At 23.7% G+C, this 26,819-nt stretch carries 34 protein-coding genes; 5 read left to right on the top strand and 29 right to left on the bottom strand.

Going from position 1 to position 26,819, the window contains the following annotated elements; all coding sequences use genetic code 11:
- The 15 genes from C7U54_RS11490 to C7U54_RS11425 all read right to left on the bottom strand — a co-directional run.
- Positions 1-893 (bottom strand): hypothetical protein (locus C7U54_RS11490; protein ID WP_146137634.1); only part of this gene is annotated, 893 nt, incomplete at its 3' end.
- Positions 894-909: 16 nt separating this feature from the next.
- Complete coding sequence (locus C7U54_RS11485; protein WP_107030385.1) at positions 910-1,278, bottom strand: helix-turn-helix domain-containing protein; 369 nt, start codon at positions 1,276-1,278, stop codon at positions 910-912.
- A gap of 70 nt (positions 1,279-1,348) precedes the next feature.
- A complete protein-coding gene (locus C7U54_RS11480; protein WP_118516409.1) occupies positions 1,349-1,663 on the bottom strand; it encodes a type II toxin-antitoxin system PemK/MazF family toxin in 315 nt (104 codons plus the stop codon).
- 555 nt (positions 1,664-2,218) lie between these two features.
- Complete coding sequence (locus C7U54_RS11475; RefSeq protein WP_107030383.1) at positions 2,219-2,674, bottom strand: RNA polymerase sigma factor; 456 nt, start codon at positions 2,672-2,674, stop codon at positions 2,219-2,221.
- Positions 2,675-2,898: 224 nt separating this feature from the next.
- A complete protein-coding gene (locus C7U54_RS11470; RefSeq protein ID WP_107030382.1) occupies positions 2,899-3,345 on the bottom strand; it encodes a hypothetical protein in 447 nt (148 codons plus the stop codon).
- 93 nt (positions 3,346-3,438) lie between these two features.
- Positions 3,439-4,617 (bottom strand): glycoside hydrolase family protein, encoded by a 1,179-nt coding sequence (locus tag C7U54_RS11465; protein ID WP_158546524.1) that lies wholly within the window; start codon positions 4,615-4,617, stop codon positions 3,439-3,441.
- Positions 4,577-7,498, bottom strand: a complete 2,922-nt coding sequence (locus C7U54_RS11460) for a lantibiotic dehydratase (RefSeq protein ID WP_107030380.1) — start codon at positions 7,496-7,498, stop codon at positions 4,577-4,579. The genes C7U54_RS11465 and C7U54_RS11460 overlap by 41 nt, the downstream gene beginning before the upstream one ends.
- Positions 7,499-7,709: 211 nt before the next feature.
- A complete protein-coding gene (locus C7U54_RS11455; protein ID WP_107030378.1) occupies positions 7,710-7,898 on the bottom strand; it encodes a hypothetical protein in 189 nt (62 codons plus the stop codon).
- Between the two features lie 27 nt (positions 7,899-7,925).
- Positions 7,926-8,114: a hypothetical protein gene (locus C7U54_RS11450; protein WP_107030379.1), complete on the bottom strand. Its 189-nt coding sequence runs from the start codon at positions 8,112-8,114 to the stop codon at positions 7,926-7,928.
- 27 nt (positions 8,115-8,141) lie between these two features.
- The gene (locus C7U54_RS11445) at positions 8,142-8,330 is read right to left on the bottom strand and encodes a hypothetical protein (protein ID WP_107030378.1); all 189 of its coding nucleotides are present in this window, start codon (positions 8,328-8,330) and stop codon (positions 8,142-8,144) included.
- Between the two features lie 27 nt (positions 8,331-8,357).
- Positions 8,358-8,525 carry a hypothetical protein gene (locus C7U54_RS14630; RefSeq protein ID WP_155522458.1) on the bottom strand — a complete coding sequence of 56 codons (168 nt, stop codon included), beginning with the start codon at positions 8,523-8,525 and terminating at the stop codon, positions 8,358-8,360.
- Between the two features lie 5 nt (positions 8,526-8,530).
- Positions 8,531-9,232: a flavodoxin family protein gene (locus C7U54_RS11440; RefSeq protein ID WP_107030377.1), complete on the bottom strand. Its 702-nt coding sequence runs from the start codon at positions 9,230-9,232 to the stop codon at positions 8,531-8,533.
- Entirely contained in the window at positions 9,225-10,538 is a 1,314-nt protein-coding gene (locus tag C7U54_RS11435; protein ID WP_158546523.1) for a glycosyltransferase, read from the bottom strand. Before C7U54_RS11435 ends, C7U54_RS11440 begins: the two co-directional genes overlap by 8 nt.
- Before the next feature lie 5 nt (positions 10,539-10,543).
- Positions 10,544-11,161 (bottom strand): PIG-L deacetylase family protein, encoded by a 618-nt coding sequence (locus C7U54_RS11430; RefSeq protein ID WP_158546522.1) that lies wholly within the window; start codon positions 11,159-11,161, stop codon positions 10,544-10,546.
- 66 nt (positions 11,162-11,227) lie between these two features.
- Complete coding sequence (locus tag C7U54_RS11425) at positions 11,228-13,006, bottom strand: ABC transporter ATP-binding protein (RefSeq protein WP_107030374.1); 1,779 nt, start codon at positions 13,004-13,006, stop codon at positions 11,228-11,230.
- Between the two features lie 617 nt (positions 13,007-13,623).
- Here C7U54_RS11425 and C7U54_RS11420 point away from each other — a divergent pair.
- The gene (locus C7U54_RS11420; protein ID WP_158546521.1) at positions 13,624-14,067 is read left to right on the top strand and encodes a DUF632 domain-containing protein; all 444 of its coding nucleotides are present in this window, start codon (positions 13,624-13,626) and stop codon (positions 14,065-14,067) included.
- Positions 14,068-14,466: 399 nt separating this feature from the next.
- Here the strand turns inward: C7U54_RS11420 and C7U54_RS11415 are convergent, their stop codons facing one another.
- The 4 genes from C7U54_RS11415 to C7U54_RS15420 form a co-directional block, all read right to left on the bottom strand.
- Complete coding sequence (locus tag C7U54_RS11415) at positions 14,467-14,958, bottom strand: accessory gene regulator B family protein (RefSeq protein ID WP_107030372.1); 492 nt, start codon at positions 14,956-14,958, stop codon at positions 14,467-14,469.
- On the bottom strand, positions 14,959-16,188 hold the full coding sequence (locus C7U54_RS11410; protein ID WP_107030371.1) for a hypothetical protein: 1,230 nt from the start codon (positions 16,186-16,188) through the stop codon (positions 14,959-14,961).
- Entirely contained in the window at positions 16,185-16,877 is a 693-nt protein-coding gene (locus C7U54_RS11405; RefSeq protein WP_158546520.1) for a LytR/AlgR family response regulator transcription factor, read from the bottom strand. The genes C7U54_RS11410 and C7U54_RS11405 overlap by 4 nt, the downstream gene beginning before the upstream one ends.
- Before the next feature lie 207 nt (positions 16,878-17,084).
- The gene (locus C7U54_RS15420) at positions 17,085-17,207 is read right to left on the bottom strand and encodes a hypothetical protein (protein ID WP_256179890.1); all 123 of its coding nucleotides are present in this window, start codon (positions 17,205-17,207) and stop codon (positions 17,085-17,087) included.
- A gap of 168 nt (positions 17,208-17,375) precedes the next feature.
- On the opposite strand from C7U54_RS15420, the gene C7U54_RS15620 reads away from it, so the two are divergent.
- Entirely contained in the window at positions 17,376-17,642 is a 267-nt protein-coding gene (locus C7U54_RS15620) for a helix-turn-helix domain-containing protein (RefSeq protein WP_107030369.1), read from the top strand.
- A gap of 87 nt (positions 17,643-17,729) precedes the next feature.
- On the opposite strand, the gene C7U54_RS11395 is transcribed toward C7U54_RS15620, so the two are convergent.
- The 7 genes from C7U54_RS11395 to C7U54_RS11370 form a co-directional block, all read right to left on the bottom strand.
- On the bottom strand, positions 17,730-18,164 hold the full coding sequence (locus C7U54_RS11395; protein ID WP_107030368.1) for a DUF1284 domain-containing protein: 435 nt from the start codon (positions 18,162-18,164) through the stop codon (positions 17,730-17,732).
- 91 nt (positions 18,165-18,255) lie between these two features.
- Positions 18,256-18,441 (bottom strand): hypothetical protein, encoded by a 186-nt coding sequence (locus tag C7U54_RS11390; protein ID WP_107030367.1) that lies wholly within the window; start codon positions 18,439-18,441, stop codon positions 18,256-18,258.
- A 537-nt stretch (positions 18,442-18,978) separates the two neighbouring features.
- On the bottom strand, positions 18,979-19,224 hold the full coding sequence (locus C7U54_RS15615; protein WP_107030366.1) for a tyrosine-type recombinase/integrase: 246 nt from the start codon (positions 19,222-19,224) through the stop codon (positions 18,979-18,981).
- Positions 19,225-19,256: 32 nt separating this feature from the next.
- Positions 19,257-19,727: a tyrosine-type recombinase/integrase gene (locus tag C7U54_RS11380; protein WP_158546518.1), complete on the bottom strand. Its 471-nt coding sequence runs from the start codon at positions 19,725-19,727 to the stop codon at positions 19,257-19,259.
- Between the two features lie 281 nt (positions 19,728-20,008).
- A complete protein-coding gene (locus C7U54_RS14625; RefSeq protein WP_155522457.1) occupies positions 20,009-20,155 on the bottom strand; it encodes a hypothetical protein in 147 nt (48 codons plus the stop codon).
- Between the two features lie 208 nt (positions 20,156-20,363).
- On the bottom strand, positions 20,364-20,795 hold the full coding sequence (locus C7U54_RS11375; RefSeq protein WP_158570600.1) for a VanZ family protein: 432 nt from the start codon (positions 20,793-20,795) through the stop codon (positions 20,364-20,366).
- Between the two features lies 1 nt (position 20,796).
- Positions 20,797-21,309, bottom strand: coding sequence for a hypothetical protein (locus tag C7U54_RS11370; protein WP_107030363.1), 513 nt, complete (start codon positions 21,307-21,309; stop codon positions 20,797-20,799).
- A 164-nt stretch (positions 21,310-21,473) separates the two neighbouring features.
- Here C7U54_RS11370 and C7U54_RS11365 point away from each other — a divergent pair, with 164 nt between their 5' ends.
- From C7U54_RS11365 to C7U54_RS15610, 3 genes are all read left to right on the top strand, one after another.
- Positions 21,474-22,142: a LytR/AlgR family response regulator transcription factor gene (locus C7U54_RS11365; RefSeq protein ID WP_107030362.1), complete on the top strand. Its 669-nt coding sequence runs from the start codon at positions 21,474-21,476 to the stop codon at positions 22,140-22,142.
- A 607-nt stretch (positions 22,143-22,749) separates the two neighbouring features.
- A complete protein-coding gene (locus C7U54_RS14730; protein ID WP_162297516.1) occupies positions 22,750-23,370 on the top strand; it encodes a GHKL domain-containing protein in 621 nt (206 codons plus the stop codon).
- Positions 23,351-23,731, top strand: a complete 381-nt coding sequence (locus tag C7U54_RS15610; RefSeq protein WP_107030360.1) for a VanZ family protein — start codon at positions 23,351-23,353, stop codon at positions 23,729-23,731. The genes C7U54_RS14730 and C7U54_RS15610 overlap by 20 nt, the downstream gene beginning before the upstream one ends.
- Before the next feature lie 382 nt (positions 23,732-24,113).
- On the opposite strand, the gene C7U54_RS11350 is transcribed toward C7U54_RS15610, so the two are convergent.
- The 3 genes from C7U54_RS11350 to C7U54_RS11335 are packed head-to-tail and all read right to left on the bottom strand — an operon-like array spanning position 24,114 to position 26,774.
- Complete coding sequence (locus tag C7U54_RS11350) at positions 24,114-25,628, bottom strand: lysozyme family protein (RefSeq protein WP_155522456.1); 1,515 nt, start codon at positions 25,626-25,628, stop codon at positions 24,114-24,116.
- Positions 25,625-26,014 (bottom strand): DUF6075 family protein, encoded by a 390-nt coding sequence (locus C7U54_RS11340; RefSeq protein ID WP_107030357.1) that lies wholly within the window; start codon positions 26,012-26,014, stop codon positions 25,625-25,627. The genes C7U54_RS11350 and C7U54_RS11340 overlap by 4 nt, the downstream gene beginning before the upstream one ends.
- 13 nt (positions 26,015-26,027) lie before the next feature.
- Complete coding sequence (locus C7U54_RS11335) at positions 26,028-26,774, bottom strand: DUF6674 family protein (RefSeq protein WP_107030356.1); 747 nt, start codon at positions 26,772-26,774, stop codon at positions 26,028-26,030.
- Positions 26,775-26,819 lie beyond the last annotated feature (45 nt).

Below are 26,819 nucleotides of genomic sequence, written 5' to 3'. Positions count from 1 at the left end.
CTACCTTCTACTTTTTTCCATTTTATTAGCATTTTGGCTACATTAATAGGAATATGGATTTTCTTACTATTTTCAATTTTATAAATGACAAGCCTAGTACTACCCTCATCATTTATTTTCGGATCAAATTGCTTAATAATATTTTCTCTATGTTCATTAATGTAGGATATCTTCTTTCTTTTTAATTTTTTATTCACTACAGCATAACAATTATTTTTTTTGATGTTTTTATGACCAATATAAAGGTCATTCCATTTTAAAGCCAAAATTTCATTCATTTTCAAGTCAGTTCCAAAAAAACAATGCAAGAACATATGTAATCTTGTTCCTTTACATAATTCAAAAATAGTATTTAAAGTATCAAAATCCCATTCAACTAAATAACGATTAGAATCATTTTGTACTTTATAATATTGCATAGGATTAACATCATATAAATTCATATCTGTAGCATATTTAAATAATTTATTTATGAAAAACTTTATATCATTTTTTAATGTTTTTGAGATTACTTTTTCCTTATTACCAAACTTTGAAACTTGGTTATTTACCTGTGTACTTAAATTTTCAATAAATGATTGTGTTACATCCTTTATATAAATATCTTCAAAATAATCCATAATATATCTTCGTGTCAAACTCACATAAAATTCATACTTTTTATAGGCATCTTTCTTTAAAGAAACCTTTTTTAAATAAATATCAATAAAATCTAAAAATAATGTATTTTGATCTATCCTATATTCTTTATCATATTCACAATTATTGATTTCATCTACTCTAATATCGACATATTTCTTATCAAAAAAGCTTTCTATACACGATTTTTTTACTCCATTACATATTTTGTCATAAGTAATCGTAGTAATGTACTTTCTTTTTGTTATTTTCACATTTGTTCCTCCTAATTTATTTATTAAGCCAGTTATCAAATGATTTTTTAGATATTCTTACAATTTTTCCTAGTTTAATGATTTTAAAGTAATTTTCATTTAACAAATTATAAGAAGAATTTCTTCCAATTTTTAAGATATCTTTTATTTCTTCTAATGTATAAACTTGATTATCAAATGTTTCTTCGTTATTTAAAAGAAAACCTTTATTATCAATCCATTCATTAAAAGATTTCATAGATACTCGTATTGTCGAACCAATCCTAACAGCATTCATGTCATCACTTTCAATAATTTTATAAGCTAGATTCTTGCCACATTTAAAAATTCTTGCAATATCCTGAGCTGTTAGAATTTGTTTTTCCCAATCATTTACTATATTCATTTTCTGACTTCTCCTTTAGTTTATTAAGATGTTTATTCACATACAAATGTGCAAATTTATTAATCGTACATTAATTTAAACCAATACTTATTCGTAAAGACCTATCCATTAAATCGATTTCCTGATCCTCTAAAATACTTAGTTTTTCTAACAGCCGACTTTTATCAATGATTCTTATTTGTTCAAGTAATATCATAGATTTTTTATAAATTCCTGTTCTTTTACTTATAACCAAATGTGTTGGTAAATATGCTTTGCCTAATTTTGTTGTAATCGGTGCAACAATAGTAGTTGTACTAAATCTATTGCCAGTATTATTTTGAATAATCACAACAGGTCTGATACCACCTTGTTCACTGCCTATACATGGATCCAAATCAGCCATATAGATTTCTCCTCTTACTATGTTTTCTATCAACTTCATCACCTTCTTTTTTATGTATGACTAAAAGCAACAGTAAAGTTGCTTTTAGTTAATTGTAATATCAGTAGATTGCTTTGCTATGCAATTCCACGAGTCCCACATAATCTTCAAGGCGTTATATGTTCTCAAAGGATTCTAACCTTCAATAGTGTTTTGCGTGCGGCAAATTTAATTACTCATGCGAACACTATGCGTATCATTATATTCTTATATTATCATCGCCTCATAGCAGCACCTATGATTACCATCAAATATTATTCGCTCTCAATACATATTGGTCATGGCGTATTCATGATTGGGCTTAAATATAAGTAACGTTACTGATATTACTATTCTGCTTTCAATGTACTCTAAAAAAGTCTCCTTATATTTCAAAGAAATTTTCTTTTCATCTATAAGGAGAAAAAAGCAACATTTGTCACCTCAAAAAAATAACTTTTTTATTTTCTATAATTAACATATAAAAAAAGAGTAATCATGATTGTATTATTAATAATCACAATTACTCTATAGATTTTAATCTGTTACATCATATCCATTTTTTTCTAATATTATTCTTAGTTTATCTAATGCTTTAGATATTGACTTGAATACTGATTGTTTTGTACAATTTTCCTCTTTTGCTATTACTTGTAATGATTTTCCCTCTACATATCTTTTATATATTCTTTTACGTTGTACTAAGGTCAAGTTGCTAATCCCTTCTATAATTAATTTTAAAAGATCATCATGAACTATATTATCTAAATATGCTGTATCTTTTCTATTAAAATCCTCTCTATGTATTTCAACATACGGACTTCTTTCTAGGGAATAGTATACTTTATGATATCTTAATTTTCTATCATACGCTGATTCCATATGTTCATAACTATCAATAATTTCAAATATTTCTGTTGCAACTTCAATAAATATGTCCTCCTTATAATGTTCTGGGTATAATAATTTTAAATTTACAATTATTGTATTCATTTTTCTTTTCCTCCTTCGACTAACGGAGGAAAGAAGAGAGAAAGTAAGCCTAATTTTTAAACCCGTATTTTCTCAATTTAAAAGAGTAAAAAAAAAAGATAGTCTTCCTGAAATGAATCAGACTATCTTTACCATTAACTTTGTAAACTATAAATTATACATTTAGTATTAATTTTTTATTTTTTTACAACTATTTCGATATAAATCAATATTTTTTGTGAACACTATACTTTATGATTTACATATGGTAAATTATTTTCTTTAATAATTTGTTCAACCCCATCCCAAATTTTTTTATTTTTATCATTTATTAAAGCAATTAAATTATATTGATCTATAAAAGTAATATTTTTATTTTTTAGATAATTTATCGCTTGAATTAATTCATCCCTATTTGTACCTGTTAATATATTAAATATCGCATTTTTTTCATTTTTTATTTTAATATTGAACATTACTTGGTGTGCATAAGAAAATACACCAACTCTATTTGCAGCTCCACCCATAGGTAGACTTGTAAAGTAGATTTCAATACTTTCTATATTGTCTAAATAAATTTGATGTTCTAATTTTAATTTTCCAAAAACAATCTGCGGTTTAGAATACACTCGAATCAAATGTTCATCTATCTCCCAATGAGCTTCTTTTTTCTTTCCAATAACAAATTTCATAATTAATTCCTCCTTTTCAAATAAATTATATTCATAATCAAAAGTTAATAATATATATATTCATAAACAACACTATTTTTTCATGAAATCACTTTAAAAACCCAACATTTCAAAAATAATCTCATTACTAAAAAATGCCATACATATTACAGGGGATAAATTTCCTTCCATAAGAGAAAAGTTATCAGTAAATTCAAAGTTCTCAAGTAATTGATTTAAAATTTTATAAATTTTCAATTTGTTTTCTTCATCATTTTTATTAACAGTATCTAAAATTAAGCAATAATTAAAAATATAACCACTTACTCCATTAATAAATGCTTTAGTTTCATTCAAATTAGATATGTCTTTTTTTAAATTTTCAATATCTATCATTTTTTCAAAAAAATTATATTTTTTGTTTCCAATCAGCTTACAATAATATGTTAAATATATTATCGTTGTTTGAACTCCATTTCCCCATCTATAAATATTTTTATCTCCAGCATACGTAATATTTTTATCACTAGATATTCTCTCTAAACTATCAATTTTCCCATCAAACCTTAACATTAAATTATAGTAAAAATCGATTAGTATATTCATGCCATTCTTGGCTTGACTATAATTATATTTTCTGTAAATTTTATATAATATTTGAAGAACATTAATTAAACCATGTGCCACACCTAAATCAATATAATTTTCATTAAATATTTCTTTCATTTTTTTATCAATGTAATTTTCTTCATAAATCACAAATATATTATCTTGATTTAATGATAATTTATTTAATTCAGATACAATGTAGTCAACTACTATGCAGACTTCCTTTTTAATTTGGATATCATCATATTGTAATAAAAAAGTCAAATTACCATTCAAACCATTAAATAGGTCATACCATCGATGATTTTGAATATAATTTCCATTAACAATATCTCTAATATTTTCTAAAAGTATATTTTTATAACTATTAAAATTTCCATCTTTAATTATTCCATATTCATGCATTTTATTTAAAATATACAAATAACTACTATGCCCATACCAAAAAGAATTATTAAACGTATAATGCTTGTAATTCTTCATATATTCATCATTAATTTTCAAAATCAATGTTTTATAGAAATTACTTCCTGTATCTTTATATAGGATTAATAGATATATAATAATATCTTTTGCATAATAAAGATCAAAATTATTATTATATATTCTTTTTAATAGCTCTTTATTATACTCATCAATAAAACTATTTGGTTTTAGAATATTTTTGTCTACTTGTAATTCCATAAAATATCCTTTCAACATAACAGTTTAATTCATTTTCTTTTCGTCTATCAATTCCTAATAAGCGATTAAAAAACATATGAAAATAACTTATCAACTGGTCATTATCATAGTTTTCACAATTGAAATATTCCAACACTTGATTATTGCTATTCTCTAATATACTATATAGTTTTGTACCTAAAGAGCTTTTTCTTAATTTAATAAAATTTTCATCCGGGTACATAATGTTTTCGATAAATTTGTATTTTTTTTGATATTCCCTTTTATTAAAATTTATAGTCTTATACATACTTAAAACTTGTGAAACATCTTGATGTAAATTAAACAATATATAAAGCACTGTCATAATATATAGACTTTCTTTGGTGTAATCAATTCTTTTTTTTGTTAATAAATATAACAATTCCAATGAAAAATATGTATTTTCGCAAAACATTTTTTCAAATCTTTCAATATTTCCATAACCATATCTTTCTGTCTCTCTTTCATATACATTAATAGAATATTTCTCTACATATCCCATATCTTTACACTTTAAAATAAATTCGTTAAAATGTACCATAAATTTATTAATATACGAAGATTTTACTCTTAATCTAATATGTGGAAGTTCATCTATATATCTTATATAGAAATATTCTCTTATAAATGAATAAGTTTTTTCATGTAATAAAAATGGCATAAGATAGTTTGTTAAAAATTCATCTTGAAAATAATCCTTTACATAAATATTAAAATAAGTCCATTCGTTAAAAGGAAATAAGGTACGATTACTTTCTTTACTAAAGGACAACGTCTCATGAATTGTATAATTAGTATTATCTCCAGCAAATTGAAAAATAAGCTCCGAAACATGTTTTTCTCCGCTATCATTTATAACAATCAAGTCATTATCAGTAAAATAGTTTTTTACTAATATTCCTTTTGGACTAGATTTAATTTGTTGAAATAATATTTTTTTATGTAAATCATTATTTAAATCTAACAAAAGTCTGTTATCCATATATTCAAAAAACACCTTACTAGGCAACTGATCTGTTTTTATTTTTTCGTCCAATTTTGTACAAAAAATCTCATAACTTTGTTTTTTTGTAAGATTTATCTTATTGTTATCCAATTTCCATTTTTGTGGACTAACTACTACGTTCTTATATCGAATTTCTGGTAGAATATCAAATCCTTCTAACCATCTATTAATCAAATTAAAAAAATACAAATTATTTTTTATTTTTCTTTGAGAAGAATCAAGAATAAAATTTAAAATTGGTGGCATAAAATCTCGTAGTGCTTTATTATTTGCGTTAAAAGCAATTTGTTTTCCTGTTATATTGTTATAATAAAAAAATTCATTTCCGTTAGAACTAACACTAATATCATCAAGGGTTAATCTAGTTTTCCCAAGAATATTAGTATTGGTTGTATATTCTAAATAGTAATTACAATCTGTTGTACAATTTATCACGTTTTGCACTCTACTATTTTTAGGAATATATGTTATCTCTACATAATCAATATCCTCTTTATTAAAAAATTTAGAATTATTTTCTCTGAATATATAATTAAATCTACCAAATGATTCAAATAAATTATTTGAAGCACAAAATGGACTAGTAATATAATTTAATTCTGTTCCGTTTAAAATTGGATAGAACGCCAATTCCATGTTAGTTCTATATTTCTCTTTATTTTTATCCTCAACCATAAAATTTGATAGATCTATAACACTACCACTTTTTATATTTTCATTAAGATAATGTATAAGCCTTTTTCCGTTATCAGAAATTTCTTCATTTCGAAATATTTTAGTTGGTAATCCTATTCCTTTATATTTATCAAATGCATATTTTACAGGAACCCTTACATTCCCAAACTTATCAATAAAAGATTTACAATGATTAATGTACTTATCTTCATCATTAGAAAAACTATTTATAAAATTTGCATAATCCTCTAATTTCTTTTTTTCTTCAATATTAATATCTAAAACAGATTCATAATAACTATCAACTCTAATTATATTTTTACAATTATATACATCTTTCATTTCATTTATCAATCTTTCATATTTTGGAATTGAAAAATCTATATTTAGATTGCATAAATCATAATAGAATTTTCCTAGTTTTTCTAGTAATGGAGAATGATAATTAAATTTTTCTCCTGTTTTAATTATTTCTTTCAATGGATCATTTATAAGTGGGCAAAAACGTAAATTGCTTACCAAAATCTCATATTTTTGTAGTTGATCAAGCAATTTACTTATATCACTTAATCTTTCTGAGCCATATATTTCTAATAGATTATTTATTAAATCTTCTTTTTTTATATATGATTGTGTTAATTCTAATACCTTTTTTACAACACTTGTATTATTAATAATTACTTCATTCGTATTCTTGTTTGTTTCTAAATAATAATGTGTAACCCAGTGGTTAACAATTTTTTTATCATTTTCTTCTATATCTTTATTTTTAACAACGTAAATGTCATTACGTATTTCTTGTTCTAATTTAGGTAAAATTGGTAGCAACCATTCATTATCTACCCTAAAATATAATTTAGGAATATCTATGTTATAATTGTTTTTGTTTGTAAATCTTCCCAATCCTACTCCACTTAACGAACTATATGGTGTACAACGTGTAGATGAACGTATTATATATTTTAAAAGAGAGCATATATTATCATCTTTGCAACCTTTAGAAAGAGTTGCATACAATGATGAAGATGTTAATAATATATCTTGTTTAAATGTATTATTATAAAATTCATTAAATAACGTATAGTTATTTTGATTTGCTACCTTTTCAAATTTATCAAATGATAAGTTTGCATATCTTACATAGAAATTATCTAGACATAAAATTTTATTTTTTTCCACATAATCACCCCATTTAAATATATCTATTATTTTATATTAATTATTGACATTTATGTTAAATACCTTTAAATTATTATATGTAATTTACATAACATAGTAGATAGTAGAATGTGATGGTATTAATTAATTTTGAATATACTTTAAAGTTGCGATTTAAAGTTCATAATTATATCATCACATTTCTACTATTAGTTTATATTTAATAATACTGTTAACATTTTGATTCTGTGTATCCCGGATTTGTAGAAAGACTTGTTGATACTTGTGATAATACCGAAATAACATCTGTTACAAGACAAGGTTTTGTTGTAACACTGTAACTTTGTGGACTGATTCCATCATTTCCATTTTCTGCTGTACTTACAACTGGATCTAAATCAAATTCATCTAAATTTGGCATTTTTCTTACACTCCTTTCATTTTATTATTAACATTTTGATTCTGTGTATCCTGGATTTGTAGAAAGACTTGTTGATACTTGTGATAATACCGAAATAACATCTGTTACAAGACAAGGTTTTGTTGTAACACTGTAACTTTGTGGACTGATTCCATCATTTCCATTTTCTGCTGTACTTACAATTGGATCTAAATCAAATTCATCTAAATTTGGCATTTTTCTTACACTCCTTTCATTTTATTATTAACATTTTGATTCTGTGTATCCTGGATTTGTAGAAAGACTTGTTGATACTTGTGATAATACCGAAATAACATCTGTTACAAGACAAGGTTTTGTTGTAACACTGTAACTTTGTGGACTGATTCCATCATTTCCATTTTCTGCTGTACTTACAACTGGATCTAAATCAAATTCATCTAAATTTGGCATTTTTCTTACACTCCTTTCATTTTATTATTAACATTTTGATTCTGTGTATCCTGGATTTGTCGTATATGTAGAAGTTGGTGGATTAATTGTTATTGAAATAGTCGGTAAAACAGACATAACTGAATGTGGTTCAATAGAGTTATTATCTTCTACATTAACAACCGGATTCAAATCAAATTCATCTAAATTTGACATTTTCTTCACCTCCTTTCATAAATAATTTTATCTAACGATTCACATGTAATCATTCCCGTTTCTTCCCAATATTTTTTTTCATTAATATTTGCATTTTCCGAAAGATAAAATTCTTTCAATCTTTCAAAAGATTCCTCACTAAGTTTAGAAAATTTTAATTTTTCATTATTTTTAATATTATTTATTAGCTTAGAGGAAATATAATCTATTTCATCAAGCGTTCTATTAATATTATCTTTATTTAATTGGTGAGATATTACTTCAATATCCGCCAATCCCAAGTATGACATCACTTTATATAAATAATTATTTACTTCATCCAATCCAGAATTACTTGTTGTAGTAATAATGACTCCTCTTTTACCTATTAATTTAAAAATATGACACCATGACGATATTCTATCTATAAATGTTTTACAGTATCCAGTAACATTGTTTGCATATATCGGTGTTCCTATTATAATAATATCTGAATCCAACATTTCTGCTCTAACCTTATCAAAACAATCCTTATCGTCCAATACACATTCTTTATTTTGAAAACATCTACTACAACCTATGCAATTACTAATCTCTTTATTTTTCAAGTAATATGTACTTAATTCAATGTCACTATTTTGTTTTAACTTATTTAAAAAATTTTTTATTAAATAGTCAGTTGTAGAATTTCTATTCAAGCTGCCATTAAATATAAATACTTTAACCATTAATCAATCTCCTTATTCTCTTATTTATTGTCTCATAATTATTATCAAAATGATTTTTTAAATCTTTTGAATTCATTTTTAAACTATTTTCTATTTCTTTATTATTCAATAAAAAATATACTTCATCACGTAAGGATCTTTTATTTTTTTTATATAGTGTTATTCCAAGATTATTTTTTTCTATAACAATTCCATTCATTCTTTGCTCACATGAAACAGGCCTAACAATCATTGGTACCTCATAATAAATAGATTCCAATACACTATTAAATCCTCCTGATGTAAGAAATAAATTTGCATGCGATAACACATATTTTTGTGGGATAAAATTATCAACATAAACCTGTGAATCTAAATTTTCACTTCTAATATAGTCTTTAATTTCAGAATTCCACTTCAAACAAGAAATTACCAAATTAAATTTTGAATTAGCAAAATAATTAATTATTGCTTTATAAAATTTTTTATCTTCCGAATGAAAAGACCCTGTAGAAACGTAAATAATATATTTACTTTTAGAAATAAATTCTTTTAATCTTTCTGGCACATTGTCTTCAATCACAAATTTATGAAAATTTGGATAAATAATTTTATAATTATTAATATTATCACTAGGTATTGCCTCTTTGGGTTGTAAATAATTCGTACTAAAGATCAAATTAAAATCATCTTCTAATAAATAATTATGATAACAATCTACGTGTACTGCATTTAATTTTTTTTCAACTTCCTTATTCATACCTCTAATTTTTTTAAAAAAATTATGATAATAATCATTACATAGCTTATTTTCGATAGGCAATGTAGCAAAATAAATATGTAACTCCTCTTCATGAGCAGAAAAGTATTCCTCATTATAAAGATTATTAGTTATATATCCAACTGTTTTAACATTTAGTATTCTTGCAATTTCTGCTCCATATACATCTACAGTATCTCTGATAATTAAATCAACTTTTTCCTGTTTAATATCTTTCAGTAATAAATCAAAATACTCTTTGTTAATAGTATGTGATGCTATTAAATCTTGTTTCAACGAATGATAATGTGCTTTTTCATAATTCTCATTAGCTAACTCTATTGCAAATTTTTCTAATTCTTGTTGCGATTCTTCAAAATAATCAGTATCGCCTAAATCTACAGGATATACCCTAAAATTTAAATTATTATCAATAAAGATATTTATATTTTTCTTATCAATATAGCATATCAAATCTGCCCACTTATCAATAGATTTTAAAAGTGGTATTATTGGAAAAATATGACTGATATGTTTAACTGTAAATGCTACTACTTTAGGTTTCATTTTAATCATCCTTTCATCTTATAAATCATTAACCCTTCTGAATAGTTGGAACATGATTTAATTCCATTCAATTTGTCCTTTGCTTCTATGTATGATAATAAATTTTGATTTCTCTTTTTATATTTTTCTATTTGTGATGTATACTTTCTTAATAAACTTTTCTTTTGTTCCTCAAAATCACTAATATCGATGAATAAATTAGGTATAAATTCAGTACTAGTTAAGGATTCATAAAACAATAGATTTTCACAAATCGAAGATATAGATATTGCAGATAACCCTACATTTACATGATCTTGATGAGAATCCTTAAAATATTGACATAGCACCGTATCTATTTCATACTTTTTTATAATATTTGACAAATAATCAATAGTTTTGGGATTATGAAGCAAATGACCATCTTTAATATTTCCTATAATTACTTCATCAAAATTCACACTATTTACTGCATTTTTTGTTTCACATAACCTATCTATGTAAGTTTTTTTTTCCCAATTTCCTCCATTCGTCATAACAAGATAAATGATTTTCTTACCTGCACTTTTTAGCTTTAACACTGTGCCAATGCATCCTAATTCTATATCATCAGGATGAGCTCCAATAACTAATACATTTTCCATATATTTTTTCCTCTCTTCTTTATACATTTTTATTTAAATACCACTTTTATCTACTTTCTTACAAAATTAATTCAATGTTATTCCTCTACTTTGTATATCAAACATATCCTTATAAAATCCGTCTTGCTTTAATAATTCATCATGTTTTCCTTTCTCAATTATCTCTCCATTCTTTAAAACTATTATTTTATTTGCAAATACAGTATTAATAAATCTATGTGTAATAATAATGTTTATTTTTTCATTACTATTTTGATATAGTTGTTTAAATATTTCTAATTCTGAAAAAGGGTCCAATGAAGCTGTAGGTTCATCTAGAATTAAACAGTCAGCATTTTTCATAAACAAACGTGATAGCCCTAGTTTTTGCCATTGACCACCCGATAATTGGGTTCCACCTTCAAACCAGTATCCAACTTGCTGAGTATAATTATTAGGTAAACAATTTATAAATTGATCTGCTCCGCCCTTTTTTGCACTGTATTTTATTTTTTCAATATCATCCAAGTTATCAATTGATCCAAATCCTATATTTTCTTTTATTGTAAATTGATATTTGTTATAGTCTTGAAACAATGTTGCTAAACAATTTCTTAGACTTTTTTTATCAATTTCTCTTATTTCAATTCCATTTATTAATATATTTCCTTCATATTCATCATACAATCCATTTAATAATTTTATGATAGTTGTTTTCCCAGAACCATTTTCCCCTACAATTGCAAGGATTTCTCCTTTTTTTATTTTAAAACTTGTATTTCTTATAGCGTACACTTCCCTATTTGGATACTTAAAGGAAACATTAACAAACTCTATAGTTGTTATATTTTTTAAAGTTTTATTACCATAAAATTTATTTGATTCATAATTAAAATATTTTTTAATATTATCTATATATAAAGAATCCTTATATATTCCAAAAATATTACTAACTATATTCTGTATAGCATTCTCAATCTTTGAAGAAGTATTAATATAAGTCATAGCTGTCCCAACTAGAATAATTCCTTGAGTTGACTCATATATTGCTAAAAAAATAATAAAAAATGAAATGACATAATTCATTAACTGGTATATTTCAGAAAATATATATTGCCTTTTTAATACATCTACATTTTCTTTAAAAAAACGACTTCTTAATTCTATAAATTGCTGTATTAAATATTTAGATAATCCAAATAATCTTACTTCTTTTATATATTCATCTTTTATTAATAAATGAGAAATATACCATGACTTTCTCTCATAGTTTGTCCTATTCATTAAAATATCATATTCATTCTTACTGATTGAAATGAAATATTTTGATGCAAAACTAGCTAACAATATAAAACCAATGATTAATGTTAAATGCCATTTAGTTAATATCAAAAATGCAGATATTAAATTGACACTTTGTGAAATTATCGATAATAATGAAATAATTATATTATAAGGTCTTATTCCTATTTCCTGTTCGGCTCTTTGAATAATATTGTAAACTTCTGGATTTTCAAAATCTTTTAAATTAAATTTTAAAGAATTATCAAGAAATTTCTTATTTAATTCAAGATATAAATATTCTTTATACTTTAATATAAGAAAATTATATAAATTTGAGGAAATTATATATAAGATACCTAAAATCAAAAAAATTATTAACCTTTTTAAAATAAGTCTTATTGATAACCCTATCTGAATTCTATTAATTATTTCTTGTGTGTTAATCATAGTAATGTATGGCAAAATAACATTGATAACACATAAAAATAAACATACAATCAACAATGATAATTTTAAATCTTTTATGAGTTTAAAAATGAATTTAATTCTATCTATAAAACAATAGATCTTATCTTTTTTCATTTTTTTATCCTCCTTAAATTATATTCTTACAGCTGTTAATAAACTTATAACATAATAAATTAGCAATAAATATCACATTACTTAAAATGCATCTTTTTTTCTTAAACGTTTTATATTTATTATTTTTTTATAAAGTAGTCGTTGTAAATCACCAGTAATTTACATTAATTAAAAAGACTTATTATTTCACGCAATTCATACAAAAGTTTTAAATATATTTAGTTAGTTATTCAAATTTATCTAGAATAATAGTTATAATCAATTTCATAATATTTAATAAAAAAACAGATAGTTAAGTAATTCAAACCACATAGACACCACACATTAAAATCAATAATTTACTCAAGTTTAATAATAAAATTAAATAAATGATTATTTTGATTTTCTATACATTATTATGTTAAATGTAAGAATGTGATTATTTTGGCTTAGCTAACCAATAATTCCGATTTATCTTGATCATCAATTCCGATTAGGTTGACCAACTATATAATACAAGCTCCTTTTTGCTTTAAAATTATGTTGTAGATAAGCATCGTATCTACAATATATTTTGCAGGATAGGAATTTTTTATTTTTAAACAAAAGAAGAAAAATATAAAGAGATTTTTAGGTATTTGTCACTGGGAATATCTAGAAATGAAATTTCAAAATTATTAAAGACATCAAGAAATACGATTAGAAAGGTTGAAAATACTGCTAAATCTTTAAATCTAACTTGGAATGATGCTAGTACAATGTCAAACGAAGAATTTGCCAATAAGCTATTTCCTAAATCAAATGATGATAATGATAATCTTCAACCCAAACCTGATTGTGAAATGATGTATCTTGAATTACAAAAAACTGGTGTAAATAGAATGTTATTATGGGAAGAATATTCAAAAGAAGTAAAGGCTATTGGAAAAATACCACTTCAATATTCTCAATTCTGTAATTATTTTAATCAGTATATGGAAAAACAAAGCAACGATGCATTAGCTGACGCTATATTAGATAGAGTTGTTTCAAAATCACAAACGATTAAAATCATGGACGATAAATCAATGAGAAGCAGATAAAAAATAAATTCTGACTGAATAAAAAAAGTTGGGATTTTTTATATGGTCAAGCTTATCGGAATAGTTGATCAATCTCATGGGAATTTGTTGAAATATAGTCGTTGGTCAACCTAATCAGAATGAATGATCAACTAGAGTGGAATAATCAAGAATGTGAATAATACTATTAAAATCCACTTAAATATGTTGGTACTCTAAATAAATATTAATAATTTCAATACACCATCATAGTAAAAATAATTATTTCATATAAAAATTTTAATTTCTAAAACTACTATGATTATTGATTATGTTTTATTTTTTTTCCTCTATCTAACCTTTGAGTATCTGCTTCAAATATTTTATAAGTAAGCTTTAAAATATAAAAAAATAGGGTAAAAATTACCCTACTGTTTAATATTAATTATTATTCTTTACTATTAAATTAGCAATATAAAATATAGAAATAAGCATTACAGAATAAAAAGAAGCTGCACCTATTATGTTATTTAAAAAGCTAAGAATAATTTCAGCCACGAAAATCATTAATGCTATATTTTTGATTTTATTTCTTTTATTATTTAATATACTATATAAAGTTAATATAAATATTGGTATATTCCAATAAAATAGAATATTTTTAAAATTCAGTTTATAAAAAATAATTGTAATTGTAATGATTAAACTAAATAACAACAAACAAGTCGACACTTTTTTACAATGATAGCCTCCTATAATTATTCTTACCGGTATATACAAAGTCATTAATAAAATTATAAATTGTTCTTCATTTAATAATTTTCCTATTAATAAAATTATAATAAATGTAAATAAATTATAAAATAATATAAAAAGTCCATAATTAAACAATAATTTTCTTTCTTCTATACTCTTTGGTAATAATTTTTCCATTTAAAATTCACCTCGATTTGTAATAGAAATAGATAATCTAATATTATAGCTATTATCATCAAAATAGATGTTAGTTTTTGTGTTATATTTTTTTGATAAACTATCTACAGCCGTATTTAATTTAATATTTTTATCCTTATTTCCTTTTATACAAATATTGATTACCAAAAAAGAATTAATTTCTAACATACTTAAATCTGTATCTTCATTATTCAATATAATTGCATCAATTAAGGTATTCAAACAGTCAATAAATTCTAAATTATCATAAAATTCATTTTTTTCTATCGCGATAGATAATTTCAAATCAGTATTATTATCAAAACATTTAGATAATTTTAAAGAAACTAAGCAATCAAAAATATCATTTCCTGAATTTATTACATATTGGTTTTTATTCAATAACGATTTATATTTTTCTATAGTTTCTTTGATTTTAGATAAATCCTTTTTCTCTAACAACCATTCTATTTGCCATAATATATAAAACATTCTATGATTTAAAATATCTGTTTCTTTTTTTATATGTTCAATAGTCTTATATTTTTGCTTTTTAAAAGCATATTCTTGTAATTTTTTTGCATTTTGTATTTTTTCATTATAATTCTTATTACAAACAAGAATAACTAAATAAAATAGAATATTTGAAAAAACACATAGAAATAATAAGGATTTTATAATCATTTGATTAATTTTCCCAAAATTTAATGAATAAAGACATAATCCAATGGTTATAATCATCGAAAATTCTGTAGCAATAATAATCCACCATTCTTTTAATTTCAATGTTATAACGTATTTATCTAAAACAATATAAATAAATAGCGATAAAATTAATTGTAATATTTTAGATAAAATACATGCTATATAATATATTGTACTATTTAAGAATATCTCTGATATATCTATAGAGAATATATAAGTAACAATTTCTACGGAAATACTGGTACATAAAATTATAATTATATTATAAATAATGGGTATAAATAAAATTTTAAAATTTAAAGTTTTTGTTTCAATTATTAAGCCAAATATAGTAACCAAAAGAACGGCTATCGTTAAAAAAACACCATCATACGAATAATAGCTACTAATATTAGTAATAGCGTAATTTATCATACCAATAATTGCAGTATACCTTATTTTTTTATTTAAATTAAAAGTATATGCAATAAATCCAGAAAATAAAAAGACTTCAATAAAATTTATAAAAAGTGTAAAATATGTCATTTTATTAAATATTCTTGATACCTTTCATAAAATAAATCTCTATATTTTCTGCCAATTGGTATCCTTGTGTTATCAAATAACAAAATTTCATTTTTATTTATTCCCTTTAAATAATCTAAATTAATAATATATGATTTATGTATTTGTATAAAATTTAAACTTGATAACTTTATCAAAAAAGCTGTTAAACTAGAACTATCATAATAAACATCCTTTTTTGAATGGATAGTTAATTGATGCTCCCTCGATTCAATATAAATAATCGAGTCTACGGGTATATGAACACGTGTTGCTCTAGAATCTAAGGATATTAATGTATTTTTCTTAAAATAATTATCTAACATCTCAAAAAAATAAATCAAATCCTTCTTATAATTTGCCTTTCTTAAAAAATAAAATGGTTTTACAACAAATGTTTTGAAAACAAGGTTACTTCTAGATGATATAAACACAATCATTACATTGTTATCCAATTCTCGTAATTGTTTAGCAATTATCAAACCATTATTAGTTATTAAATCAATATCTAAAAAAACTATATGATAATTATCAAACAAATCAACTTGATCGAATTCATCATTTATAACCGTGATTATGGCTTTATCGTTAGTTTTTTGAAAAAAATTCTTAATATCATCTTTTAGTGTATTAGTAAATTTTTTATCATCATCAATAATCAATATTTTCACAATGATTTCCTCCCTCATTAAAAGAAAAAGGAACCTTTAACTCAATTTGAAGTTCTTACTTACCTTTGAACAGGAATATATAAGAGAAAACAAAATATAATAATTTCTGAAATCTCTCAAAAGAACCAATAAATTAAAGATTCCATTTATAAAATAATATATTATCTTTATATCATTTTATCACATTTTTTATTAAATTTTTCTTTTTTAAACATCTTTTTTTAATTTTAGTTTAACAGGACATTTTGGATTGTATAACCCATATTGTGATGGTGTCATCGATCCAATAACAGCAATTGCAAATACTAATGTTTTTAAAATTTTCTTCATTTCTATTCTTCCCTCCGTTTACAATTACATTTTATTTTCTCTTTGAAATTATTTCTTTTTTTTAACTTTAAACGTATCTTATTTTCTTATAAAGTATTTGAGGTTCGTAATCACCGAACACTTTGATAATAAAATTCTATTAGGTGATATTATGAGCTTTGGAGAAAAATTGAAAAAATAAGATTAGATAGAAATTTAACTTTAAGTGAAGTTAGTAAAGCAATAAATATAGGTAAATCTTCTCTGTCTGAATATGAAAATGATATTTCTAGACCATCACTAGATAAATTTTTTAGTATTATTGAATTTTATCATGTGAATGAAAATTATTTTTATGGAGAAAATCATATATTTCTAGATCTTTCTACTTTATCAAATGAAACCAAGGAAAAAATTTATGCAATTCTTGCACATGATGATATTTATAAAAAATAACATAAAAATAGTGACCTTTATTATCCATGGGGTCACTATTTTTTATTTGATATTAAATTTATCATAAATAAATTCTACCATTATATGCTATTGCTTATTCATTAATTTATTCAAACCATTTTCCATATTCCTTAGTATTTTCCTTTTTTCATTTATAGAACATGAGTAGTAACATTCATTAATCATTTTAAAATTTATTTTTCTTTGCAATAATTGAATTATGTAATTAAAATCATAAAAGTTATTTTCTACTAACTCCAGTTTATCAAATATAATTTTATTTATATTTTTATAGGATTCGTCTCTAACTTTACATAAATTATCTTCATTATAAACACATGGTTTACAAATATCATCTTCACTTATTGTAAAAGCAATAAATTTTATATCTCGATAAATAATACTATTTGCAACAAAATAATAATCATTTTGTTTTTTTAAATCAGGATGAAATAATTCAATATTCTCTCCATATTTTTTTATAATACAAAATAAGTGATATGGTGTTATTTTTATATTCATATCATCACCTCTTTTTTATAAAAATGATAAATTCAATTCATTTATTACTAATCAGTAGTCATATTTAAATAATAATTTAATTGCTTTATTCTTAAGTAGGTAGTCTTCTGGACAAAGCAATACAATTTATTTTATTCAATATAATTATTTTTTCTTGATTAGTCATTATTTTTTCATTATATACCAAATTCATTGCACTTCTTAAATACTCATTTGCTTCTAAATTATTTTTTGTAGTAATCGCTTTTTCTAAAAATTGTTCAATTTGAGAATTCATTTTTTTCTCCTCTATACTTAAATTTATAATTAAAGAACTTAAATGATGTGCTGTAGCTGCTACAATTAATTATTACCATAATAATACAATTCATTAAATATTATTTCATCAACGACATTATTTTTTCATGACTTTTGATAGTTTAAAATTATCTTTTATATAATTTTCAATTGAAAATTGTATTCGAACAATATTATTTTTAGATGTATATGAATATTTTTGACGACATTGTATCAACATAAACGATATAGACCTGATGTATCAATTTATTAACTTATAAGTATTGTTACTGTTATATTTAATAGAAAAATAAATATTTTTTATTAAAACATCATCAATTTAAAATTGCATCCGCAGTGTTTGATAGTTTAATTAAAAATCAATAAAAAAATTATATAAGTTAATATCAAATGTACCAAAAATAATATCACTCACGTTATCAACATAATTTGTTGCGTTACACATAATTGAATTATTTATATATATTATCATTAAGTAATCATTATTATTTCTTTTCTACATGATTCTCCTAATAATTTAAGCACCCAAACGATAATCATTTATAGGATTTTTTTCTGTTAGTATTTCTATCTGTTTAAAATATGTAACATGAGTATAAATTTGAGTTGTAGATATCGAACTATGTCCTAGAATACTTTGTATATACCTAATATCAACATCTTTTTCCAATAATGTTGTTGCGAATGTATGTCTAAACATGTGCGGTGTAATATGTTCTGTTAGCTTCAATTCAGATTCAATGTTCTTCAGAAAAATTCGCATAGATTGATCAGAAATTTGTTTTCCAAATCTATTTAAAAAAAATAATCATTTTCTGCAACATATTCATTTAATTGTTTATATTCCTTACATAAGTCAACAACAGTTTCATTGCCAATATATAAAATTCTTTCTTTTGATCCTTTTCCAAAAAATTTAAGAGTTTTTTCATTAAAATTTATATCTGCTACCTTTATATTACATAATTCTGATATACGTATTCCAGTTGAAAAAAGTAATCCAATAATTGCAATATTTCTAATTGATATTATTGTTTGAAAATCTGTTTTAGCAGATGATACTCTATCAAATAAATATTGAATAATTTTCTCTATATTTTCTTTTTGAATTGTTTTTGGTAACACATGTGGTTCTTTTATTTTTGTTCTTACTTTGTTAAATGGTGAATATTCAATAATTTCTTCATATTCTAAATAGGAATAAAAAGCCTTTACACTTGCTAATTTTCTCTTCACGGTTTTATGTTTAGAATATTTTTTATTCATAAAATGTATATACTCATTTATCTCTTTTACCTCATCCTCTAGATTCTTGACAAATATTTTCATAACAATAAAATAAAATGTAAGATTTTTACAAAAGTATAAAAGACTAGAAATCTAATTTCTAGTCCTTATTGGTACATAACATATATTTGTAATAATTTTTTGTATTAATACTTTGCAATGCAATTATTTTAGGAAATACAATCAATTAAACAATCTAAAAGATCTAAATATTCAAAAAGTTTATCTAATTCCTCATTACAAAAAACTAACGCTCCTATTTAATTATACAAAATCTTCGATATGCTTTCTGGACAGTCATCACTTTGATGTACCAATTGCAATGTAACTGTTGCAGATTCCAATTGGTTCTTTATTCCTTTTTTTAACACATCTATTATATCTGTAATTTCATCTATATTTTTCATGGTTTGTTTCCTCTTACAAGAACAAAATAACATATACTGACAAATTTTATAAAAAAGGAACAAATTGGTCTTTAAATGAATCATTAAAAAAAGAGCACTTTCGTGCTCGTTGAACAACCCTGTTAGACTATTAGAGCGAAAGAAACTGCTCAATTAAAATACCACGTTAGACATACAGATACGTAAAAATTCTCAAAATCTTATTTTACTACTTGTTATGAGATAACTTTTTTTGTGAATTTCCAATTTCTAAATACCATCCAATTAAATATCCTACAATATATAATAAAATATCATTTATATCAAAATAACCTGCAAATGTAACTAAATGCAATATTTCTTTGCATATACTAAGTAATAATAAAGCACATATTCCTTGTTTAAAAGTAACTTCCTTTTTCATTATCATTCCAAAAGGTACAAATAAAAGTAATTTCAAAGCAATATTTTTTACAATAATATCTAAATTAATATCATAATTAAAATTAAATGGAATTAAGTTAGTATTTTGAACTATCTTGTCAAAGAATGGTAAAGAACCATTTATATCACTTACATTTCTTCCTAGAATATAAGGATATGCAAATAATAACACTATATATAGCAATATAATGATACATGTTATTTTTTTGTTTTTCATACTAATTTTCAACCGTTCCACTACCTGAAAGATAAATTCCAGATGGTAAATTATCATTATTTGAAATTTCTACAAGATAGCTTGAAGATGTTGAAAAACCTCCACCTAAACTAACAGTTTTTGCACTTGTAAATGGTGCATAGAAAGTTGCTTCATTATTAGATAAACCATCTCTTCTTAAATTAACCGTAAATCTATGTTTAGAACAACAACTTGCTTTACTTCCACTTGCATAAACAAAAGTAGCATTACTAATTCTAATTTTTGAATTTGTACCTTTTAATTTAAAACTTCCTGATTTTAATGAATATCTAATTTTAAATGAAAATGACTTAGCTGTTGATCTTGCATTAGAATTGTCCCAATGAAAATATTCTCCCGTCTCTGGATTATCATAATTTCCTTTTTCATCATAGTAAATATTATTATTTACACTTTCTAGTGCTGAAACATTCATAGTTCCTACACTTGTCATAATCATTAAGCTCAAAAGCATTACTATTATTTTTTTCATAATTTTTTCTCCTTTTTTCATATTACCTGGCCAGCTACTTACATTTTATGTATAGAATATTAAAAAATAAACATTTAAGGAATGAATGGTCTTAAATACTCATGGATGGTATTTTTTCATTCATTTAAATCATATATAATTAAATTGTAAAGTGAGGTGATTATATGAGAGTTGCAATATTGGATGATAATATTTCATTTTGTAAAAGTTTAGAAAATTATTTGTCTAAATATCATTTTGATATTTCAATATACACAAATTATAACGATTTAAAAAATCATATAGATTCCTTTGAACTTTTATTTTTGGATATAGAAATGCCGAATATTAGCGGTATTGATATCGCCCAATCTTTATCATATAAACACCTTGATATCATTTTTATTTCAAGTCATGATGAAATGATCAAAAAATGTTTTAATAGAAATGTTGTTGGTTTCGTTGAAAAAAGCCATTTAGAAGAAATTGACGATATCATTTGTAGAATAATAAAAAAAGAACATCTAACAATTATAAAAGATGGTAAAGAATTTGATATATATTTTAATCAGATTGCTTATATTGAATATAGTTTACGTGATACCACTATTTATCTCAATAACAATTCTAAAATAAAGCTTTCTGAAAAATCCTTATCTCTTTTATCAAAAGAATTAGATGAACGTTTCTATCAAATCAATCGTAATATTATTATTAATTTAGATATGGAACCTATTTATAATAAAGGAACTGTTAAAATAAACCACAATGAATTTCAAGTAAGTAGAAGAAATCAAAAAGATTTAAAAATTAAAATTTTAGAAAGGAGTATTTATAATGCTAGAAATATATAATTATGTTATTGGTATTCTTATAGGAATATTATTTTCTTTCAGCAATCATAATGAATCAAAGATAATTATTATAAAAAACTGCTTAATAACAACTGTTATTTATGCTATTTCTATGAGCTTTATTAATGATTATTTTCTTTTAAGTTCTCTTTTAAAACTTATCTATTTTACTATATGTTTTATGCTGATTAGAAAATTAAATTTTTTTCAGTCATATTATAATTCTTTAATTATTGTATTATTTTATCTACTAAGCTATGTTTTTCTTATTTTTATGCTTGAAAATTCTACTCAGTTTTCAATTTTTTATTCGGCAAACATTGACTGCATTGCAATTTTTATGAGTTTAATGGTTTTCTATTATTTAAACGAATTATCATTCTTAAATAATTCAGTGCAATTCAATATTTATGATCTTGTTCTTATAATACTGATTAATATCATACTTTTTATATTCATGTTTATTTTATCCTATAATTTCTTTATTAATAACTTAAATTATTATTTGGGTTTACTCATTTTAGGATTTCTTCTTTTATCAATAATTATAGTAGTTTCTCTTAATTACTGTTACATTCTTAAAAGAAAAGAAGATATAAATATATCTATGTATAAAGCTCAACAACTTGATAAAGCTTATTATCAAGGTCTTAAAATAGAAAACGAAGATTTAAAAAAATTAAAACATGATTATAAAAACCATTTACTTAATCTTAAGCAACTTATCGCATATCAAAATACAGAAGATTCTTTACAATATATTGATCAATTAATAAATACAAACGTTACATTAAAAATGAATCGCTTCTGCAATATTTCTTATATTGACAGCTATCTTAACTCAATCATAGAATCTAATAATAATATCAACTTTGATATTCATTCAACGGACTTATCACAACTAAGCAATATGGGCTTTGACATTTTAATTATTCTAATGAATTTAATAGATAATGCTTTAGAAAATACATCTAACAATACAATAAATGTTGATATTGTATATAATCATGACATAATTATTAAAATTTGTAATCATTCAATAAAAAATCCCATCAAATCACACTTTAAATCTTCCAAGGGTGAAAATCATGGATTAGGTTTGAAAATAGTTAATGATATTGTAATGAAATATAACGGTGAAGCATACGACAATTATGAAAAAACACTCTACTCTAAATATATAATTTTAAAAACAGGAGCTAAAACAAATGAAGAAATCAACATATAAATATCTTTTAACAATATATCTCATATTAATGATATTCATTTCATATATAAATCAAGGTATTAACAATATAGGTGGACTTTCGTATTTTGAAGCTATTTGTCATTCAACAAATTTAGTACCACTACATAGCATTTCAATAAAACAATGTATTATTTCTTTTGTTCAATTTATGCCATTAGGATATCTTCTTCCAAGAGTTTTCTCTAAATTAAACTCAAACAAGAACTTTATCATATCATCATTCATAATTATAATTATATTCAAATTAGTAAAATTACTTACATTAACAGGATATTTTGATATTTCAAGCATTCTTTTAGGATTTGTGGGTTCATTTATAATTTATCGTATTTTGAAATAAATCTATAAAAAATAAAATGCAACTTTAATTTTGTAAAAAATGTGATATACTATAGACGTAGTCATAGGACTAGCATTAATAGACTAAAGAAAAAGGAAGAACGGCAATTCTTCCTTTTTCACTATTTTGGATACTAGCATCAATAGACTTAAGCAGTTAAAACTACTTCAATATAAAAGCGGTAATAACTAGAATTAAATAAAGAATAATTAAATATTCCATTTAATCCTCTCTTAATGTCACATCAATGCTAGTCTCCTAGTATGATGTTTAAACATGCTAGATCCTCCATAGGCACATAAGTGCTTAAAGATTATATCATAATAAAAGCCATAATACGATAAAATATGACAATAATAAATTTATAACAGGCTATTATTTCTTAAACTCCATACCCATAAATAGATTTACTATTTAAATTATAATTTTTTTCTTTTACCTCATCTTTGCTATTACCTTCTATAGTGAATACTTTTCCATTTTCAACTTTTTCAACAATACCTACATGATCTGTATGCCCATCCCGTTGCCAATCAAAAAATATGATATTTCCTGTCATTGGTACATAAGATTTATCTTTCCATCTGTTATTTTTCTTATACCAATTTTCTCCATCTGTACATAGAGAAAACTTTGGTACTGAGCTATCATCTAACATTCCACTTTCATTTGCACACCATGATACAAAAATGGCACACCAATTTACTTTTTTATTAAATCCATACCATGTCCAATATTTACTTCCGCTTGTTGTTCCAACTTGTGACTTTGCAACTTCTACTATATTGTTATTTCCAATATGATAATACCTTAAAACATGTGCAACATAATCAGGATCACCATAAACATTTGTTTTTAATTTTGCCTTCATTTCATCAGAAAATACCTTTGCATTTGCTCTAGTATATCCTCCAAAATGTTCATTTGCCCAACTTATATATCCGTTTCCATAATTATACCCTTGAAGGGCTAATGATATATGCTCGGTATCTCCACTTGAAGCTACTTTTGCATCATTTAAGCAACTAGCTAAATGTTGTATTCCTACCTTAATGGAATAATCAGCATCTGTTATTCCATTATGCACCCTTGGATATTTTTCATTAAATCCACATTCTGATGATTGCATAGGGTCATTTCCCTTTCCTCCGCTTTCTTGCATCATTACTGCCTGTATCAAAGAAACATAATCACCAATCCCACTTTCCAACGCATATTTTTCAATCACTGGTGTATAAGCTATTACTTCTGAATTAAGTCCTTCTACAGACGTATTTACACTAGAATCATCTGACAAAGCAGAAAATACTCCAATAAATAAAACAATCACTATTAGAATAATCATTCCTGTTCCATAAGAAATCAAATGATTCATGATTGCTATTGGCTTTTTTACAAAACTTATCAGCTTTTTTATAAAATCTATAATTTTATTACCTGAATATTTCATCGTGGTTGTTCCATTGAACTTATTTAATGATTTTCTATATTTGTTCAACATTCTTGATTGACTTATTGTCTGATTCGACAAAGTTTGATTAATTGTGTTCGATAAATTACCACTTGTTCTGGAATTAATTTTATTCTTAGCTGTTGATAATTTTATGTTTTTTAATTTGATATTACCCTTTTTTGTACTGTATTCTTTTATAAGCTTTTCATTTTTTCTTTTTTGGTTTCGATATTTCTTTATTTTTATTCTAGCACTAACAAGTGTTTTTTCACTTGTACCTTTGATTTTATTTATTGCATAATTTGACTCCTTATTTTCCTTTTTATCCTGTACATTATTTTTTGTATTAATACTTTGCTTTTTATTAAAAGAATCTAGCATCTTTTTCTTATCAAGAGTCTTAATATCCTTAATTGTTTCTTTTGTCTTAATATTCTTTATCATAAACAGTTATCAAAACTCTTATCTTTTCTAGATTTATAATATTCAGGATATCTTAATTTTATTGACTCCATAAAAAAAGAACTGTATTCACATGAAAACAGTTCATAAGGTGTTGAAACTTTTGCATTTTTTTCATCTACATAACCATTGAACAAATTGAAACCCATCAGCGTTGTATTAATTGATCCTGAAGTATGCCATGATTTGTCTAGTCCTGACAGTTTAATACTATTTCTATTAAAATCATAAAGATCATTAATATGCTCTCTGCAATCTTTATCAATGGTTAATGTATAAAATAGCGATTGATGATAAACATCATTAATTCCACTTTTTTCTATAGCTAAATGATATGCTTTTTTATGTTCATTGTTAAAATACTTCATTATATTCCCCTCACTATCTTATTTTTTCTTTCATTTTATTTTTTATTGATTTTTCTGCCGTCTTGCTTTCTAAATATTTTATTTCACTTTTTACAGACTTTTTATCTATATTATCCACTTGATGAATCATCTTTGAAGTTTTTGCAATCATTTTTTCTAAATTAGACAGCATTGAACGTGATGTTTTTTGAATAAAATTCATTTTATTCACTTCTGGTCTTTTATTAACTGGTGGCTTCCCCATAATAATTGCTCCGATATTTTTAAAATTCATCTTTGTATTTCTTAATTCGTTAGTAACAGCATCACATTTATTTATAAGTAGATGTGTTTTATTAACACATTTAAAAAGTGATCTATGGAATTTTCTAAGAGCCACTTTAAAATGTGAAATTTCAATCGTTTTGATAACTGCCTGTTTACCATGTTGTTTAAACTGATTCACATATTCTTTTACTGAAGATAAAATATTTGATTTTATATCACTTAATTGTTTCTTTCCATTATCTACTGTCTTTTTTATATCTTCAGTTATACTTTTCATAGTTTCTCGAATAGTTGGATTTTGTAATTGTTCTATTGTATTCTTTAATTCTAAAACTTCACTTGTCATATAATCTATTTTCTTTTCCATATTTGAAATATAATCGAGTAATTCTTTAGTTTCATTTATTTTATTTTCTTTATGTTCCTTATAAAGTATTTTAAAATATTCACTAATGTAAGGATCATTGTATATTGCTGGCAATTGTTTATCCATAATGGTTTCTCCCTTCATGAAATGCGAAAAGATATGTATTCATAT

The sequence above is a fragment of the Faecalibacillus intestinalis genome (genome assembly GCF_003024685.1).
Taxonomy (GTDB): domain Bacteria; phylum Bacillota_I; class Bacilli_A; order Erysipelotrichales; family Coprobacillaceae; genus Faecalibacillus; species Faecalibacillus intestinalis.
Note: the sequence above shows the minus strand (reverse complement) of the source record. Positions and strands in the feature narration are given on the sequence as shown.

Coding starts and splice junctions, on each gene's coding strand:
- C7U54_RS11485 (WP_107030385.1), bottom strand. CDS start 1,278: ATGAATATAGTAAATGATTGGGAAAAACAAATTCTAACAGCTCAGGAT.
- C7U54_RS11480 (WP_118516409.1), bottom strand. CDS start 1,663: ATGGCTGATTTGGATCCATGTATAGGCAGTGAACAAGGTGGTATCAGA.
- C7U54_RS11475 (WP_107030383.1), bottom strand. CDS start 2,674: ATGAATACAATAATTGTAAATTTAAAATTATTATACCCAGAACATTAT.
- C7U54_RS11470 (WP_107030382.1), bottom strand. CDS start 3,345: ATGAAATTTGTTATTGGAAAGAAAAAAGAAGCTCATTGGGAGATAGAT.
- C7U54_RS11465 (WP_158546524.1), bottom strand. CDS start 4,617: ATGGAATTACAAGTAGACAAAAATATTCTAAAACCAAATAGTTTTATT.
- C7U54_RS11455 (WP_107030378.1), bottom strand. CDS start 7,898: ATGCCAAATTTAGATGAATTTGATTTAGATCCAGTTGTAAGTACAGCA.
- C7U54_RS11450 (WP_107030379.1), bottom strand. CDS start 8,114: ATGCCAAATTTAGATGAATTTGATTTAGATCCAATTGTAAGTACAGCA.
- C7U54_RS11445 (WP_107030378.1), bottom strand. CDS start 8,330: ATGCCAAATTTAGATGAATTTGATTTAGATCCAGTTGTAAGTACAGCA.
- C7U54_RS14630 (WP_155522458.1), bottom strand. CDS start 8,525: ATGTCAAATTTAGATGAATTTGATTTGAATCCGGTTGTTAATGTAGAA.
- C7U54_RS11440 (WP_107030377.1), bottom strand. CDS start 9,232: ATGGTTAAAGTATTTATATTTAATGGCAGCTTGAATAGAAATTCTACA.
- C7U54_RS11435 (WP_158546523.1), bottom strand. CDS start 10,538: ATGAAACCTAAAGTAGTAGCATTTACAGTTAAACATATCAGTCATATT.
- C7U54_RS11430 (WP_158546522.1), bottom strand. CDS start 11,161: ATGGAAAATGTATTAGTTATTGGAGCTCATCCTGATGATATAGAATTA.
- C7U54_RS11425 (WP_107030374.1), bottom strand. CDS start 13,006: ATGAAAAAAGATAAGATCTATTGTTTTATAGATAGAATTAAATTCATT.
- C7U54_RS11415 (WP_107030372.1), bottom strand. CDS start 14,958: ATGGAAAAATTATTACCAAAGAGTATAGAAGAAAGAAAATTATTGTTT.
- C7U54_RS11410 (WP_107030371.1), bottom strand. CDS start 16,188: ATGACATATTTTACACTTTTTATAAATTTTATTGAAGTCTTTTTATTT.
- C7U54_RS15420 (WP_256179890.1), bottom strand. CDS start 17,207: ATGAAGAAAATTTTAAAAACATTAGTATTTGCAATTGCTGTTATTGGA.
- C7U54_RS11395 (WP_107030368.1), bottom strand. CDS start 18,164: ATGAATATAAAAATAACACCATATCACTTATTTTGTATTATAAAAAAA.
- C7U54_RS11390 (WP_107030367.1), bottom strand. CDS start 18,441: ATGAATTCTCAAATTGAACAATTTTTAGAAAAAGCGATTACTACAAAA.
- C7U54_RS15615 (WP_107030366.1), bottom strand. CDS start 19,224: ATGCGAATTTTTCTGAAGAACATTGAATCTGAATTGAAGCTAACAGAA.
- C7U54_RS11380 (WP_158546518.1), bottom strand. CDS start 19,727: ATGAATAAAAAATATTCTAAACATAAAACCGTGAAGAGAAAATTAGCA.
- C7U54_RS14625 (WP_155522457.1), bottom strand. CDS start 20,155: ATGAAAAATATAGATGAAATTACAGATATAATAGATGTGTTAAAAAAA.
- C7U54_RS11375 (WP_158570600.1), bottom strand. CDS start 20,795: ATGAAAAACAAAAAAATAACATGTATCATTATATTGCTATATATAGTG.
- C7U54_RS11370 (WP_107030363.1), bottom strand. CDS start 21,309: ATGAAAAAAATAATAGTAATGCTTTTGAGCTTAATGATTATGACAAGT.
- C7U54_RS11365 (WP_107030362.1), top strand. CDS start 21,474: ATGAGAGTTGCAATATTGGATGATAATATTTCATTTTGTAAAAGTTTA.
- C7U54_RS14730 (WP_162297516.1), top strand. CDS start 22,750: ATGTATAAAGCTCAACAACTTGATAAAGCTTATTATCAAGGTCTTAAA.
- C7U54_RS15610 (WP_107030360.1), top strand. CDS start 23,351: ATGAAGAAATCAACATATAAATATCTTTTAACAATATATCTCATATTA.
- C7U54_RS11350 (WP_155522456.1), bottom strand. CDS start 25,628: ATGATAAAGAATATTAAGACAAAAGAAACAATTAAGGATATTAAGACT.
- C7U54_RS11340 (WP_107030357.1), bottom strand. CDS start 26,014: ATGAAGTATTTTAACAATGAACATAAAAAAGCATATCATTTAGCTATA.
- C7U54_RS11335 (WP_107030356.1), bottom strand. CDS start 26,774: ATGGATAAACAATTGCCAGCAATATACAATGATCCTTACATTAGTGAA.